Source organism: Actinomycetota bacterium (assembly GCA_035765775.1).
Lineage (GTDB): Bacteria > Actinomycetota > CADDZG01 > JAHWKV01 > JAOPZY01 > DASTWV01.
In genome coordinates, this window is the sequence record DASTWV010000050.1 from 1 (window position 1) to 15,626 (window position 15,626).

The following is a 15,626-nucleotide window of genomic DNA, read 5'->3' on the forward strand; positions in this document are numbered from 1 at the left end:
ATCACGTGCACGACGTCGGCGCCGTCGTAGCGGTAGCGGTCCTGGATGAACATCTTCGAGACGATGAGCTCGGTGGGGGCGGTGATCTTCGCCTCCACGCCGTAGACGACGATCGTGTCGTTGTTCTCGAACCAGGCGTCGGTGACGGGCGCCGCGCCGTTGGACATGGCGAAGATCACGTCGAAGAAGCGCTGCTCCTGCCAGACCTTGGCGATCCAGCGCTCGTCCTCCACCTCGGTGCGGTAGCCGCGCGCCTGGAAGTAGGCGAGCGCCTTGGGGAAGTCGCCGGCCTTGCAGAACACGTCCAGGTCCTTGGTCGGGCGCACGATGCCCGTGTAGGCGCTCACCGCGTAGGTGCCCGACAGCAGGAAGGGGATGTTGGACTCGGTCAGCAGCCGCAGGCTTTCCGCGTAGAAGGCCTCGGCGTCCGGCGGCGGCTCGAGGGCGGAGGCGTCGTGGGCCTGGGACATCGGGCGGTGGAACGGGGCCGTGCGGCGAGGGTTCCGCCGGGCGGGACGGCCGCGGCCGCCTTCGGCGGGCCTGCCGATATTTGCGGGCGGCCGGGAACCCGGGCCCGAAACCTACGTTTGCGCGATAGGGTGGGGGTGCGCCTCCGCGCAACTCCCCGCCATGCGCACGAGCTCCCCGGGGGATACATGCCTGCCCAGACCAAGACCGCCGCCAAGGCTCGCCGCGGCGCCGATTCGGACACCGAGGCCGATACGGCCCAGCTCCTCGCGGCCCTGCGCGCCTTCCGGCGGGGCGACTTCTCGGTCCGCCTGCCGCGGGCCGCCGGCATGGCCGGCGAGATCGCCGACGCTTTCAACGAGGTCGTCGAGCTCAACGATCGAATGACCAAGGAGTTCGAGCGCCTGGGCGATACGGTCGGCCGCCAGGGCAAGATCAGCCATCGCGCCAAGCTCCCCGCCGCGCAAGGCTCCTGGGCCGCCAGCGTGGACGCGGTGAACGCGCTGATCACCGACATGATCCACCCCACCGCCGAGATGGCGCGGGTGATCGGCGCGGTGGCCAAGGGCGACCTCTCCCAGACGATGGACACCGAGAACGAGGAAAAGCCCCTGCGCGGCGAGTTCCTGCGCATCGGCAAGGTGGTGAACACCATGGTGGGCCAGCTCGGCTCGTTCGCCGCCGAGGTGACGCGCGTGGCGCGCGAGGTCGGCACGGAAGGCAAGCTGGGCGGCCAGGCGCAGGTGAAGGGTGTCGCCGGCACGTGGAAGGACCTCACCGACAACGTGAACTTCATGGCCGCCAACCTGACGAGCCAGGTGCGCAACATCGCCGAGGTGACCACCGCGGTGGCCAACGGCGACCTCTCGCGCAAGATCACCGTGGACGTGAAGGGCGAGGTGCTGGAGCTGAAGAACACCATCAACACCATGGTGGACCAGCTCAACGCCTTCTCCTCGGAAGTGACCCGGGTGGCCCGCGAGGTGGGCACCGAGGGCAAGCTCGGCGGTCAGGCGCAGGTGAAGGGCGTGGCCGGCACCTGGAAGGAGCTGACCGACAATGTGAACCTGATGGCCGGCAACCTGACCGGCCAGGTGCGCAACATCGCCGAGGTGACCACCGCGGTGGCTCGCGGCGACCTCTCCAAGAAGATCACCGTGGACGTGCGCGGCGAGATCCTGGAGCTGAAGAACACCATCAACACCATGGTGGACCAGCTCAACGCCTTCTCATCGGAAGTGACCCGCGTGGCGCGCGAGGTGGGCACCGAGGGCAAGCTGGGCGGTCAGGCCCGGGTGGAGGGCGTCACCGGCGCCTGGAAGGACCTCACCGACAACGTGAACTTCATGGCCGGCAACCTGACCGGTCAGGTGCGAAACATCGCGCAGGTGACCACCGCCGTGGCCAAGGGCGACCTCTCCCAGAAGATCACCGTGGAAGCCCAGGGCGAGGTGGCCGAGCTGAAGAACACCGCCAACACCATGGTGGACCAGCTCCGTGCCTTCGCCGACGAGGTGACTCGTGTCGCACGCGAAGTGGGTACCGAGGGCAAGCTGGGCGGCCAGGCCCTCGTGCCCGGGGTCTCCGGCACCTGGAAGGACCTGACCGACAACGTCAACCAGCTGGCCGGCAACCTGACCGGCCAGGTGCGCAACATCGCCCAGGTGACCACGGCCGTCGCCCGGGGCGACCTCTCCCAGAAGATCACCGTCGAGGTGCGCGGGGAGATCCTGGAGCTGAAGAACACCATCAACACGATGGTGGACCAGCTGCGGGCCTTCGCCGACGAGGTCACCCGGGTCGCCCGCGAGGTGGGCATCGAAGGCCGCCTCGGCGGTCAGGCGGAGGTGCCCGGGGTCTCCGGCACCTGGAAAGCGTTGACCGACAACGTGAACCAGCTGGCCAGCAATCTCACCACGCAGGTGCGCAACATCGCCCAGGTGACCACCGCCGTCGCCCGGGGCGACCTTTCCCAGAAGATCACCGTCGAGGCCCGGGGCGAGGTGGCCGAGCTCAAGGACACCATCAACATCATGGTGGACCAGCTGTCGGCCTTCGCCGACGAGGTCACCCGCATGGCCCGCGAGGTGGGCATCGAAGGCAAGCTGGGGGGCCAGGCCACCGTGCCGGGCGTTTCGGGCACCTGGAAGGACCTCACCGACAACGTGAACCAGTTGGCCGGCAACCTCACCTCCCAGGTGCGCAACATCGCCCAGGTGACCACCGCCGTGGCCAAGGGCGACCTCACCCGCAAGATCACCGTCGAGGTGCAGGGCGAGCTGCTCGAGCTGAAGAACACCATCAACACCATGGTGGACCAGCTGTCCGGCTTCGCCGACGAGGTCACCCGCGTGGCCCGCGAGGTGGGCACCGAGGGCAAGCTCGGCGGCCAGGCGCAGGTCAAGGGCGTGTCCGGGACCTGGCGGGCGCTGACCGACTCGGTGAACTGGATGGCGGACAACCTGACCGACCAGGTGCGCAACATCGCCCAGGTGACCACCGCGGTGGCCCAGGGCGACCTCTCCCAGAAGATCACCGTCGACGCCCGGGGCGAGATCCTGCAGCTGAAGAACACGATCAACAAGATGGTGGACCAGCTCTCGGCCTTCGCTCGGGAGGTCACCCGGGTGGCCCGGGAGGTGGGCATCGAGGGCCGCCTTGGCGGGCAGGCCGAGGTGGAGGGCGTGTCGGGCACCTGGAAGAACCTCACCCTGAACGTGAACCAGCTGGCCGGCAACCTCACGTCGCAGGTGCGGGCCATCGCCGATGTGGCCACCGCCGTCACCCAGGGCGACCTCACCCGGACCATCACCGTCACCGCCGCCGGCGAGGTGGGCGAGCTCAAGGACAACATCAACCAGATGATCGCCAACCTGCGGGAGACGACCATCGCCAACCAGCAGCAGGACTGGCTGAAGTCCAACCTGGCCCGCATCGGCGCCGCCCTGCAGGGCCAGCGGGACCTGGCGGCGGTCTCCCGGCTCATCATGTCCGAGCTGACCCCGCTGGTGGACGCCCAGCTGGGCGCCTTCTTCCTCGCCGAGGTCACCGACGGCGACGAGACCGGTTTCCGGCCGCTGGCCGCCTACGGCCTCAAGTCCAAGCGGGGCACCCGCTACCTCCTGGGTGAAGGCCTGGTGGGGCAGGCGGCGCTGGAGAAGAAGACCATCGTCCTGTCCGACGTGCCCACCGGCTACCTGACCGTCGCCTCCGCCCTCGGCTCGGCGTCGGCCAGCAACGTCATCATCCTGCCGGTGCTGTTCGAGGACCGGGTGCTGGCGGTGATCGAGCTGGCCTCGTTCCGGCCCTTCTCCCCGGTGCACCAGGCGTTCCTGGGCCAGATCGTCGAGTCGGTGGGCGTGGTGCTGAACACCATCATCGCCAACGCCCAGACCGAGATGCTCCTGGAGCAGTCCCAGACCCTGACCGCCGAGCTGCAGAGCCGCTCCGCCGAGCTGCAGGCCCGCCAGCAGGAACTGCAGAACACCAACGCCGAGCTGGAGGAGAAGGCGGTGCAGCTCGAGCGCCAGAACCGGGCGATCGAGGTCAAGAACGCCGAGATCGAGCTGGCCCGCCGGGAGCTGGAGGACCGGGCCGAGCAGCTCTCCCTGTCGTCGAAGTACAAGACCGAGTTCCTGGCCAACATGAGCCACGAGTTGCGCACGCCGCTGAACAGCCTGCTGATCCTGGCGAAGCTCTTGGCCGAGAACCCGGACGCCAACCTCACCCCCCGCCAGGTGGAGTTCGCCTCCAGCATCCGTGACGCCGGCTACGACCTGCTCACCCTCATCAGCGACATCCTCGACCTCTCCAAGATCGAGGCCGGCAAGATGGACATCGCCATCCGCCCGGTGCGCCTGAGCGCCCTGTGCCGGGACCTGGAGCAGACCTTCCGGCCCATCGCCGCCCAGCAGGACCTGAGCTTCACCGTGGAGGTCGCCGAGGAGCTGCCCGAGACGATGCTCACCGACGAGCACCGGGTGCAGCAGGTGCTGAAGAACCTGCTGTCCAACGCCTTCAAGTTCACCGAGAAGGGGGCGGTGTCGCTCCGGGTCTCGCTCCAGCAGGGCGGCGCGGTGTGCGCCTTCGCCGTCAGTGACACCGGGATTGGCATCGAGTCGGGCAAGCTGGCCATGATCTTCGAGGCCTTCCAGCAGGCCGAGGGCACCACGAACCGGCGCTACGGCGGGACCGGCCTCGGCCTGTCGATCAGCCGGGAGATCGCCACGCTGCTGGGCGGCCAGATCACGGTCGAGAGCGTGCCGGGGGCAGGCAGCACCTTCACGCTGTTCCTGCCGATGGGGCCGGCGGGCTCCCACATCGAGATCGCCGAGGACCTCGACGACGTCTTCATGGAGCCGATCGAGTCCTACCTGGCCCCGGTGGACGCCGAGGCCCCGGTGGTGGCGGGCAAGCGGGTGCTCATCGTCGACGACGACATCCGCAACCTCTACGCCCTCACCAGCGCCTTGGAAGACCGAGGCATCGAGGTGCTGTGCGCCACCAGCGGGCTCGACGGCGTGGACCTGTTGCGGCGCAACGCTTCCACCGACCTCGTGCTGATGGACGTGATGATGCCGGACATGGACGGCCACCAGACCACCCGGGCCATCCGGGAAATCGAGGAGTTCTCGGAGCTGCCGATCATCGCCCTGACCGCCAAGGCAATGCCGGGCGACCGGGAGGCGTGCCTGGCGGCCGGGGCCAACGACTACATCACCAAGCCGGTGGACCTGGACAAGCTGCTGAGCCTCATGCGGGTGTGGCTCTACCGGTGACCGCCCCCGAGGGCCGGGCCCGGATCCTGCTGGTCGACGACCGGCCCGACAACCTGCTGGCCCTCGAGGCCGTCCTCGAGCCCCTCGGGCTCGGGCTGACGACGGCGACCTCCGGGGAGGAGGCGCTCCGCCTGCTGCTGGGGGAGGAGTTCTCCCTCATCATCCTCGACGTGCAGATGCCCGGCCTGGACGGGTTCGCCACCGCCCGGCTGATCAAGCTCCGGGAGAAGACCCGCCACATCCCGATCATCTTCCTCACCGCCATCAGCGGCGCCGAGGAGCACCACCTGGAGGGCTTTGCCAGCGGGGCGATCGACTACGTCTACAAACCGTTCGAGCCCTCGATCCTGCGGGCGAAGGTGGCCGCGGTGCTGGAGTTCATGGAGGTCCGCCGGCGCCTGGAGCAGGAGGTGGCCGAGCGCCGGGCCTCGGAGAGCCGCCTGGCCGAGCGGGAGCGCCAGCTGGGCGAGAGCGAGGAGCGGTACCGGTCGCTGGTGGAATATGCCGCCGAGGCGATCGTGGTGCTGGACCTGGATACCGGGCGCTTCGTGGACGCCAATCCCGAGGCCGAGCGCCTGCTGGCGGTGTCCCGGGCGTCGCTCGTCGCGGGCGGCGCCGCCGGCGGCCGCGCCCGGGGGGCGCCGGTCGCTCCGGACGCCTGGCTGGAGCGGGCGCGCCGGGGCGGCACCGAGGCATTCGAGTGGACCCTCGACGGTCCTGACGGCGAGCCCGTGCTGTGCGAGGTGCGCTTCCACCCGCTGCCCTCCGCCGGCCGCCACCTGGCGCGGGGGACCGTGATCGACATCACCCAGCTGCGCCGGGCGCAGGAGGCGCAGGCCGCCATCCGGGAGCACGAGCGGGCCCTGCGCCAGACCCGCCAGGTGGCCGAGACGCTGCAGCGCAGCCTGCTGCCCGACCGGCTGCCCGAGATCCCCGGCATCGGCCTCGCCGCCCGCTACATGCCGGGCAGCGCCGGCCTGGAGGTAGGCGGCGACTGGTACGACGTGCTGCGCATGTCCTCGGGAGCCATCGGCCTGGCGGTGGGCGACGTGGTGGGGCGCGGCCTGCGGGCTGCCGCCACCATGGGCCAGCTGCGCACCGCCCTGCGGGCCTACGCCATGGACGACTCGTCGCCCGCCCGGGTGGTGGAGCGGCTGTCGGCGCTGGCTCCCAGCTTGCCCGAGGCCGAGATGGCCACGCTGGTGTATGCCATCTACCGGCCCGAGGCCGGCATGGTCACCTACATGTGCGCCGGCCACCCCGCGCCCCTGCTGGTGGCGCCCGACGGCACCGCCCGCTTCCTGGAGGAGGGCCGCATCACGCCGCTCGGCCTGCCCACCCCGGCGGTCGCCGAGGGGGTGGCACCGGTGGAGCCCGGCTCGCTGCTGGTCTTCTACACCGACGGCCTGATCGAGCGCCGGGAGGTCAGCCTCGAGGAGCGCTTGGAAATGCTGGCCCGGGCGGCGGGTGGCGTGGCCGGGGCGGGGGCCGAGATGGCGTGCGAGACGATCCTGGCGGCCATGACCGCCGACGCCCCGGCCCGCGACGACCTCGCCCTGCTGGTGGTCTCCTGCGCCGTCGGGCTCTCCCGCACGTTCCGCCTGAGCGTGGCGGCGTCCCCGGCTGAGCTCGCCACGGTGCGCCAGTCGCTGGGGCGGTGGCTGGCCCACGCCGGAGCAAGCAACGACGAGCGCCGGGACGTGGTGCTGGCAGTCTCCGAGGCCGTGACCAACGCCATCGTCCACGCCTACGCCCCGCACGAGGGACTGGTGGACATCGAGGCCAGCCTGGACGATGCCCAGGCGGTCACCGTGCTGGTGCGCGACCGGGGCACCTGGCGCTTCCGGCAGTCGCCGGGCGGCGGCCGCGGCCTGCTGCTCATGCAGGCGCTGGTGGACCAGTGCGACCTGGAACCCGGCCTGGAGGGCACCGAGGTGCGCCTGCTGCGCCGCCTGGGCCAGCCCCTGCGCTCCTCGGCCCCCGCCGAGTGGCCCGAGGCGCTGCCCGAGCCGCCGGCGTCGGTCGGCGGGGACGAGCCGGTGGTGGTGGTGCACCTGGCCGAGGACCTGGACGCCGCCAGTGCAGAGCAGACCGCCGGCGCCCTGGCCCGGGCGGTGGGCAAGGAGCACGGGGGCCTGGTGGTGGACCTGTCCGGGGTCGGGTTCGTGGACAGCAGCGGCGTGCGGGTACTGGTGGAGCTGTGGCGGGCCATGCGCCGCCGGCGCCAGGAGCTCCGCCTGGTGGTGCCCCCGGGTTCGCCCGGGCGCCGGGTGGTCGAGCTGACCCGGCTGGCGTCGGTCATCCCGCTGGCGACCTCCGTCCCCCTGGCGGTGGCGGAGATCGAGGGCCTGCTGGCGGGCCGGGGGGCGGGGGCCTAGGGTCTAGCCTCTGCCTGTGCGCTCCGAGGTTCCGCCAAGAAGGTTGAGATGCTCCTATAGATCGTCAAGCCGCGGCGGCGACCGGTTGGGGCGACTTGGGGAGCAGCGCGGCGTTGGCCTGCCGCTCCCCATCCCGGTTCAGGTCCGCCGCCCACAGCATTCGGGGGACATTTGTCCCACTGGCCGGGACGAATGTCCCCCACCTCAGCCGAGGGTGCCGCATGCGTGCACCCCGAGCAATGGCATGGGTCCGGGTGCCCCTCGACCAGCAAAATTTCGTATCAGACCCGGACTCGGGCCGCCGCCCACATCATCGCGGGTCGATTTGCCCGCAAAAAGCGAGCAAAGCGACCTCGCCGGCAACCGACCTGCGAACGGCGCCCCCCCGCTAGGACTTCTCGGCCCGCTCCAGCGCCGCCGCCAGGTCCTCGTAGCCGACCTTGCGCCCGGGCACCCAGGCGGTGAGCCCCTCGAGGTCCATGAGGCGGCGCCACTTGGGGTCGTTGTAATTCATGCGAAGCAGGGCGTCGGTCCACCGGGCGCCCAGCTCGGCGTCGAAGTCGGGCAGGGCGGTGAAGTTGCAGTGGCAGTAGGGCGGCGACGTCCACAGCGAGCTGACCAACCCGCTGTTCACGTGCCCCGCCTCCAGCTCCCGCACCCAGGTGGGGTCGCCCACGGCCCCGACGTCGGCGATCCCTTCATGGACCGCCCGGAGCACCTCCAGCTCGCTGGTCCCGGTGTCGCCGTGCTTGCCGACGTCGAGGTTGAAGCGCAGCAGCTCCACGTCGGTGCCCGGCGTGAGCCCAGCCTGCTCCACCCAGTAGAGCGGCAGGATGGCGGCCTGGGCCGAATCGGCGCTCCCCAGGGCCAAGCGCTTGCCCTTGAGCTCCGACAGGTCGGTGATCTTGCCGCCCCGGCCGACCAGCCGGGTGGTGAAGCCGATGTCGGTGTTGCGCATGCCCAGCACCTGGCACGCCCCGCCGGCGCGCACCTCGGAGCGGAGGTAGGCGACGTTGGTGTTCCAGGCCACGTCGATCCGGCGCCCGAAGAGGGCGTCCACCTGGGCTTCGTAGTTGGAGAACAGGACGTAGTCGGTCGGCACGCCCGCCTCCCGGAAGTAGTCCCGCATTGACTCCCAGATCGGCACGACCTTGGCGTCATAGGCAACCGCGCCCAGGGTCAGGATGCCCTCACGTACGGTGGTCATCTTGCTTGTTCCCCCCGAGATATATGAGTTAGAAAAGAGGTAGTCCGGTGGCCAGTTTCCCGACCCACTGCTTGAGGACCTCGTTGGTCGGCGCCATGACCGAGCCCGCCCGGCCGTCGCGCCAGTAGCGCTCGATGGGCAGCGCCCGGGAGTAGGCGATGCCCCCGCACGCCTCCATCGCCCGGCCGGTGACCGCGATGACGGCCTCGGTGGCGGCGATCTTGGACTGCATCACCAGCGGGAGGGCAGCCTCGTCGCCGGCGTCGGCGGCCTTGGCGGCTGAGGCCAGCAGTGCCCGGGCCTGCTCGGTGATGAGGGTCATCTCTGCGATCTCGGTCTGCATGGTGGGGAGTTCGGCCAGCGTGCCCCCGGCGTTCTTGCGGGTCTTCACGTGTTCGATGGTGTCGTCCAGGGCGGCTTGGGCGATGCCCACGTTGATCCCGGCGATGCCGATAAGGAACGTGGGCGCCACGACGTTGAATACCAGCTCCTGGCCGGCCCCTTCCCCGCCGATCAGCCGGTCCGGCCCCACCTTGACCTCGTCGAGGACCAGCTGGACCGAGGAGTTGCCGGTCATCCCGATGCCCTCCCAGCTGCCCTGGAACGAGACGCCCGGGTCGTCGGCCTCGAGGACGAGGATGTCGAGCCCGGCCTCCTCGGAGGCGTTGACCAGCACCGGGTACAGGTCGGCGTGGCCGCCGCTGGTGACGAAGCTCTTCTTGCCCACCAGCCGGAAGGCCCCCTTGGCCGCCTGGGCCGAGATCTCGGGCATGTAGAAGTGCGCCCCGGTGGTGCGCTCGCTGAAGGCCAGGGTGGCGAGGATGTCGCCCGCCGCCGCCGGCTTCAGCCAGCGGTCGGCCTGGGCGTCGGTGGCTTTGGCGGCGATGACCGCCGTGCCGCACAGGTGCATGAGGTAGCACAGCCCGGTGGACCCGGCGCCCCAGCCGATCGCCTCGCAGATGAGGGCCAGGCCGAGCAGGTCGCCGCCCTTGCCCCCCAGGTCGGGGGAGATCATGAGCCCCAGCAGGCCGGCGTCGGCGAGGGCCTCCAGGTGGGGTGCGGGGAAGGCCCGCTGGGCGTCGAGCTCGGAGGCGGTGGCGTGGATGCCCTCGGCGATGCTCCAGGCGCGCTCGACAAGGGCGTCCCGGTCCTCGGCAGTCATCGGCATGATTCGTGCTCCTTTCTGAGGGTCAGTCGGTGGATCGGTCGCGTGCTACATGAAGTTCGGCGTATGGAGTTGGGAGATTTTCTCGGCCGTGGCCCGGTCCAGGCCCACCTGCAGCATCCGGCGGATGCGGTACTCGTCCATCGAGCGGTGCAGGGCCCGGACCGCCTCGGTGCCGGCCCGGCGCTGCGCCGCCGACGACCCGCCGCCCCCCAGCACCGTGAGGGCCTCCAGGACCGGCGGGTTGATGCCGGTGGTGGCCTGCAGGATGGCGGAGCGCTCCTCGGCCGAGGCCACCAGCTCATCGGCCCGGGTGGGGTCGTGGCGCAGGTGCTGGCGCACGTGGGCGATGCCGTAGGCCACGTGGCGGCCCTCGTCCATGCGGGCCTTGCGGACGACATCGGCGGTGACCGGGTCGGGGGCGTGGTTCTCGATGTAGCCCAGGAGGTCGAGGAAGGTCCCCTCGCCCAGGACGTGCAGCAGGAAGCTGGACTTGAAGTAGTCCTCCTGCAGCAGCAGGCTCTGCAGCGACCACTCGGTCATCGCCGCGGCGTACTGCAGCCCGCCCCCGTTGGCCAGCGCCCGCTTGGTGAAGACCTCGATGTGGCGGGCCTCGTCGTTGATGATCGTGGCCAGGAACAGCACCGGCTCGACGTAGCGGGCGTTGATGCGGGGCAGGAACTTCGCCGGGATGTAGAGCGCGAGGTACTCGTTCTCCGCCAGGAACGTCATGACCTGGCACACCGCCCGCTCGAGGTCGTCGGGCAGGGCGGGCAGCTGGTCCCAGGCGATGTCCTCGCTGGCATTCCACTGCTGGGCCTTCGCCTGCTCGTACAGGGCGGCGATGTTGTCGGCCCACACCTCGGCCTTGGTGTTGAGGGTGAAAGGGTAGGACGGCATGCCGGGCTCGGCGACCGCTCCCCGGGGGACGAAGCCGTAGTAGGTGGGGGCCTCGTCGGGCACCTCGCCCGCCCGGCCGGCGAACCAGTCCCGCAGGTCGATGCGCCTGCCGTCCCGGCGGGGGAGGGTGACGCCCCAGTCCGGCTTCTCCCAGGCCGGTGCCGCCGGGCCCTTGCGGAGCAGCCATTTGCGCCCGGCGCCGGCATCGAGGCGGGCCAGGACGTCGCAGCCGTTCAGCCGGCACCAGCTGGACAGGTCGTCGTCGAGGTCCTGGTCCTCGGCGGCGCCCACCTCGAGGACGTCGCCCTCGTCCAGGCGGGACACGGCGTTGCGCAGCATGAGCAGCACCGGCCCGGGGTCGATCCCGGCGGCGTCCAGCACCGCCGCCGGGGTGATCCCCACCAGGCTGAAGTCCTTGCTGGCGTTGGGTTCTTGCTCTTCGTCCATGGCGTTCTTCTGGGTTTTGTCGCTGCCTTCGGGGAGCCGCCGGGGGGGCAGCGCCCACCGACTGACTCCAAGCCGACTCCAAGCCGCCGAGCATAGCTGAACGAAATCGATATGCAGACCCCATGCGAGTTCGGTATGAATATGAGTGGCGTGGCGATGAACACCGATCAGCTGCAGACCTTCGTCGTCCTTGCGCGCACGGCGAGCTTCACGAAAGCCGCCGCCGAGCTCAACCTCAGCCAGCCCGCGGTGAGCCGCCACATCCAGAAGCTGGAGCACGAGCTGGGCGTCCCCCTCCTCGACCAGCGCCGGGGACGGGTGGAGCTCTCCGAGGCGGGAGAGCGCCTCCTGACGTTCGCCGAGGAGGTGATGGAGGGCCGCCGCCGGCTGATGGAGACGCTGGGGGCCGGGCCCCGGGCGCTGGAGGGCGAGCTGCGGATCGCGGCATCGACCACCCCGGGAGAGTTCCTCGTGCCAGGGCTGGTGGCGGCATTCACGAAACGCCATCCCCGGGTCACCACCCAGGTGCTCATCGCCGACTCCTCCGAGGTGCCCGAGCGCCTGCGCTCCCGGCGCTACGACGTCGGCTTCTCGGGCGTCGAGCTGCCGGACAAGGACCTCTACCACCAGGAGGTGGCCACCGACGAGATCGTCCTGGCCGTGCCGCCGAAGCATCCCTTCGCCGGGCGGGGGTCGGTGGAGCTGAAGGAGCTGGCCGGGCAGCCCTTCGTCATGCGGGAGGCGGGGTCGGGGACCTTCATGAGCTTCCACGCCGCCCTGAAGGAGATGGGGGCCGAGATGCCGCCCTACCGCACCGTGATGGTGCTCTCCACCACCCAGGCCATCGTCTCGGCGGTGGGAAGCGGCTTCGGGATCGGCCTGGTGTCCCTGATGGCGCTGGACGCCCGGGGGCCGGGCGGGCCGGTGGCGGTGCGCATCGAGGGCCTCCCGCTGCGCCGGATGCTCTACCTGGTGCTGGAGCGGGAGCGGGCGCTGCCGCCGGCACCGTCGGCGTTCTGCACGTGGGTGATCTTCCAGACGGGCAACGGGGAGCGCCGGTAGTTCGGCGGCTTTTCCCGCTCTCCGGCGGGCCCGGAGGGGCGGGTCTATATACTCGGCCTTCTTAGCGAGCCGCCTGCGCGGACTGGCGGAAAGGACCTCCGACGGTGCTGTATCTCGTGCTCGTGGCGCTCGCGGTCGGGCTCATGGTCGGCGGCATCTGGCTCATGAAACGGCCCGGCGACGAGTCGTCGCGCTCCATGGCTGCGTTCAAGCGCGGCCTGAACGCCCTCGACGAGCAGAGCCGCAGTGTCTACGGCCGCACCCGGCCCCGGGCCGGGAGATACCGCTGATGGCCCGCGACCTGGCCATCGACCTCGGTACCGCCAACACGCTGGTGTTCGTTGAGGGCCGGGGCATCGTCCTCAACGAGCCCACCGTCATCGCGCTGAACCGGGAGAACGGCCAGGTCCTCGCCATGGGAAGCGAGGCGTACCGCATGATCGGGCGGACGCCGGGCTACATCGTGGCCGAGCGCCCGCTGCGCCGGGGCGCCATCACTGACTTCGAGGTCACCGAGCGCTACATCCGCCTCATCCTCGAGAAGGTGGGCGTGCGCAAGCGCATTCCGCGGCCCCGGGTGCTCATCTGCGTCCCCTCGGCCATCACCGAGGTGGAGCGCCGCGCGGTGCAGGAGGCGACGATGGCCGCCGGCGCCCGGGAGGCCTACCTGATCGAGGAGCCGGTGGCGGCGGCGATCGGGGCCGGCCTGCCGATCAGCGAGCCCGTCGGCAACCTGGTGGTGGACATCGGCGGCGGCACGTCCGAGGTCGCAGTCATGTCGCTGGGCGGCGTGGTGGTCAACAAGGGCGTGCGGGTGGGGGGCTTCGACATCGACGAGGCCATCTCCCGCCACATCCGCAAGGAGTACGGGATCGTGGTGGGGGAGCGCACCGCCGAGCAGATCAAAATCGCCATCGGTTCGGCCTTCCCGCTGGCGGACGAGGAGAAGGCGGAGATCAAGGGGCGGGACCTCGCCGCCGGGCTCCCCAAAGTGGTGCACATCACCTCCGAGGAGATCCGGGAGGCCATCGACGACCCGGTGCGCGCGATCGTCGAGTCCGTGGTCCAGGCGCTGTCGATGACGCCGCCCGAGCTGTCGCAGGACATCCTGTCGCACGGCATCGCCCTCACCGGCGGCGGGGGCCTGCTGCGCGGGCTGGAGGCCCGGGTGGCCCAGGAGTGCGACGTGCCGGTGCACGTGACGCCCCGGCCGCTGGAGTGCGTCGTGCTGGGGGCAGGGAAGTGCCTGAGCTCGTTCCAGGCGGCCAAGGACCTGTTCCTCTCCAGCCGCTGACCAACGCTCATCCCGCTTCTAACCCCACAGCGCAATCGAGACGTTACAAAATCCTCATTCCGTGCCGGGCCTGGTTTCCCGAACCAGCTCCGGTTCTGTGTGCACCCAGTGCCGTCTCGGGCACTCCCGTGTACACAGAATCACAGAGAGTGCTTTGCCGGCGCCCCGGCACCACCATCGACCCCACCCTGACGGGGGAGGACTACGCAGTTTTCCCGGAGTCCCTGGCTAGAGAGCCAGGCCCTCGCGTAGCCGACAATATCGGCGAGGACTCCCCTATCCCCCGCACGGAGTAGCCAACGGCCTTGTTCGCGCGTCCCAGGTGGTCAGCAGAGACGTGCCCCCGGACGGCGCGGAGGGGGGCGCGGGCGGCGGGCGCCCTGGGGGCCGCGGTGCTGCTCGCCATCGGCCCGGCGGCCTCCGCCTCCCTCCCGTACCCGCCCAACGACCCCTACTTCGCCAGCCAGTGGGCGCTCAAGGTCATCAAGGCCCCGCAGGCCTGGACCAAGAGCACCGGAGCGGGGATGACCGTGGCGGTGGTGGACACCGGGGTGCAGTTCGGGGTCCCGGACCTGCCGGCGAGCGACTCGGCCGGCTCCTTCAACTGCATCGGCACCGGCGGGACCTCGACCCCGTGCCCGGGCGATACCAGCGGCGACGGCCAGGGCCACGGCACCTGGGTGGCCAGCGTGATCGCCGCCGACACCAACAACGGCGCCGGGATGGCCGGGGTCGCCCCCGACGCCAAGATCCTCTCGGTCAAGGCCATCGGCTCCGACGGCACCGGCTCGGTGCAGGACATCGCCAAGGGCATCGAGTTCGCCGCCGACCAGGGCGCCGAGGTCATCAACCTCTCGGTCGGGCCGGATGCCTTCGGCACGCCCTTCCCGCAGCTCGACTGCCCGCCGGGCACCGCCGGCGGCTGCCTCTCCTCGCCGGTCAGCAGCCCCGACACCCTGCATCAGGCCCTCCAGCCAGCCGTGGACTACGCCTTCAACCACGGGGCGTTCGTGGTGGTCTCGGCGGGCAACACGCTGCCCAACGCCGGCCCGGGCCCATCGATGTACCTCGGGATGGACCACCTGCTGATTGTCGGGGCCACCGGCTCGAGCGACACACCGGCCAGCTACTCCGACACCGGGAGCGGTTCGACGTTCATCTGGGCGCCCGGGGGCGACGGCTCGTGCGCCTCGGGGCAGACCAGCACCTGCATCATCCTGGCGTCGAGGTCGGGGGGCTACCAGGTGAGCGAGGGGACCTCGTTCGCCGCCCCGCACGTCGCCGGCGTCATGGCGCTGCTCATGGCGATGGGCTACTCCAACTCGGCGGCTGCCGCCCGGATCGAGTCCACGGCGGACTCGACGTCGGCCGGCCTGCGCCTGGATGCCGCCGCTGCGGTGGGGGCGTCGTCGGCCACCCCGGCCACCACGTCCCAGCCGGCCAGCCCGCCGGTCCTGCCGGTTGCCCCCTCGCCCCCCCGGACCACCGTGACCCACCCCGCCGCCAGCCCGGCGGCCGCCAAGCCCCCGGTGGTTCCGGCGGCGGCCACGACGCCCCCCCCGTCGCCCGTCCCGTCGCCCAGCCCCTCGCCCCAGCCGTCGCCCAGTGCCTCCCCGACCCCGGCGGGAGGCGATGCGAAGGATCCATCCGGGCTGTCGGTCGCCCGGGCGGTGGCTGACAAGGCCGCCCCATCGGGCAAGGAGTCCCCCCAGGTCGTGGCCCTGATCCTGGTGATCGCCGCCGGCGGTGCGGCGGGCGTCGTGTTCATCGAACGCCGCCTGCGGGTGTGAACCGGCGGCCCCCTCTCCGGCCCACCACACCTTCTGACCACGCGCACTATCCTGGGTGGAACGCATCTCCGGCGTGTGCTGTGGATGCCCTCATGTGCCCGACCCGCCCTCAACTGAACGCGGGAGCGCGGGCTGAC

10 protein-coding genes are annotated in these 15,626 nt (G+C 70.8%); 6 read left to right on the forward strand and 4 right to left on the reverse strand.

Going from position 1 to position 15,626, the window contains the following annotated elements; genetic code table 11:
• Positions 1-470 (reverse strand): hypothetical protein (locus tag VFW71_10970; protein HEU5003283.1); only part of this gene is annotated, 470 nt, incomplete at its 3' end.
• Between the two features lie 186 nt (positions 471-656).
• On the opposite strand from VFW71_10970, the gene VFW71_10975 reads away from it, so the two are divergent.
• The gene (locus VFW71_10975; GenBank protein ID HEU5003284.1) at positions 657-5,246 is read left to right on the forward strand and encodes a HAMP domain-containing protein; all 4,590 of its coding nucleotides are present in this window, start codon (positions 657-659) and stop codon (positions 5,244-5,246) included.
• The gene (locus tag VFW71_10980) at positions 5,231-7,624 is read left to right on the forward strand and encodes a SpoIIE family protein phosphatase (protein HEU5003285.1); all 2,394 of its coding nucleotides are present in this window, start codon (positions 5,231-5,233) and stop codon (positions 7,622-7,624) included. The genes VFW71_10975 and VFW71_10980 overlap by 16 nt, the downstream gene beginning before the upstream one ends.
• Before the next feature lie 388 nt (positions 7,625-8,012).
• Here VFW71_10980 and VFW71_10985 read toward each other — a convergent pair whose 3' ends face one another.
• The 3 genes from VFW71_10985 to VFW71_10995 are packed head-to-tail and all read right to left on the reverse strand — an operon-like array spanning position 8,013 to position 11,343.
• On the reverse strand, positions 8,013-8,831 hold the full coding sequence (locus tag VFW71_10985; GenBank protein ID HEU5003286.1) for a PhnD/SsuA/transferrin family substrate-binding protein: 819 nt from the start codon (positions 8,829-8,831) through the stop codon (positions 8,013-8,015).
• Between the two features lie 28 nt (positions 8,832-8,859).
• On the reverse strand, positions 8,860-9,999 hold the full coding sequence (locus VFW71_10990; GenBank protein ID HEU5003287.1) for an acyl-CoA dehydrogenase family protein: 1,140 nt from the start codon (positions 9,997-9,999) through the stop codon (positions 8,860-8,862).
• Between the two features lie 45 nt (positions 10,000-10,044).
• Complete coding sequence (locus VFW71_10995; GenBank protein ID HEU5003288.1) at positions 10,045-11,343, reverse strand: DUF455 domain-containing protein; 1,299 nt, start codon at positions 11,341-11,343, stop codon at positions 10,045-10,047.
• Positions 11,344-11,499: 156 nt separating this feature from the next.
• Here VFW71_10995 and VFW71_11000 point away from each other — a divergent pair, with 156 nt between their 5' ends.
• The 4 genes from VFW71_11000 to VFW71_11015 all read left to right on the forward strand — a co-directional run bounded on the left by VFW71_11000 (position 11,500) and on the right by VFW71_11015 (position 15,489).
• Positions 11,500-12,405 carry a LysR family transcriptional regulator gene (locus VFW71_11000; GenBank protein HEU5003289.1) on the forward strand — a complete coding sequence of 302 codons (906 nt, stop codon included), beginning with the start codon at positions 11,500-11,502 and terminating at the stop codon, positions 12,403-12,405.
• 104 nt (positions 12,406-12,509) lie between these two features.
• A complete protein-coding gene (locus VFW71_11005) occupies positions 12,510-12,695 on the forward strand; it encodes a hypothetical protein (protein ID HEU5003290.1) in 186 nt (61 codons plus the stop codon).
• Complete coding sequence (locus VFW71_11010) at positions 12,695-13,699, forward strand: rod shape-determining protein (GenBank protein ID HEU5003291.1); 1,005 nt, start codon at positions 12,695-12,697, stop codon at positions 13,697-13,699. Before VFW71_11005 ends, VFW71_11010 begins: the two co-directional genes overlap by 1 nt.
• A 392-nt stretch (positions 13,700-14,091) precedes the next feature.
• Positions 14,092-15,489, forward strand: coding sequence for a S8 family serine peptidase (locus VFW71_11015; GenBank protein ID HEU5003292.1), 1,398 nt, complete (start codon positions 14,092-14,094; stop codon positions 15,487-15,489).
• The last annotated feature ends 137 nt before the right edge of the window (positions 15,490-15,626 follow it).

Excerpts from the sequence above, each read along its gene's own strand:
- VFW71_10990 (HEU5003287.1), bottom strand. The coding sequence starts at position 9,999 with ATGCCGATGACTGCCGAGGACCGGGACGCCCTTGTCGAGCGCGCCTGG.
- VFW71_10985 (HEU5003286.1), bottom strand. The coding sequence starts at position 8,831 with ATGACCACCGTACGTGAGGGCATCCTGACCCTGGGCGCGGTTGCCTAT.
- VFW71_11010 (HEU5003291.1), top strand. The coding sequence starts at position 12,695 with ATGGCCCGCGACCTGGCCATCGACCTCGGTACCGCCAACACGCTGGTG.
- VFW71_10995 (HEU5003288.1), bottom strand. The coding sequence starts at position 11,343 with ATGGACGAAGAGCAAGAACCCAACGCCAGCAAGGACTTCAGCCTGGTG.
- VFW71_11000 (HEU5003289.1), top strand. The coding sequence starts at position 11,500 with ATGAACACCGATCAGCTGCAGACCTTCGTCGTCCTTGCGCGCACGGCG.
- VFW71_10975 (HEU5003284.1), top strand. The coding sequence starts at position 657 with ATGCCTGCCCAGACCAAGACCGCCGCCAAGGCTCGCCGCGGCGCCGAT.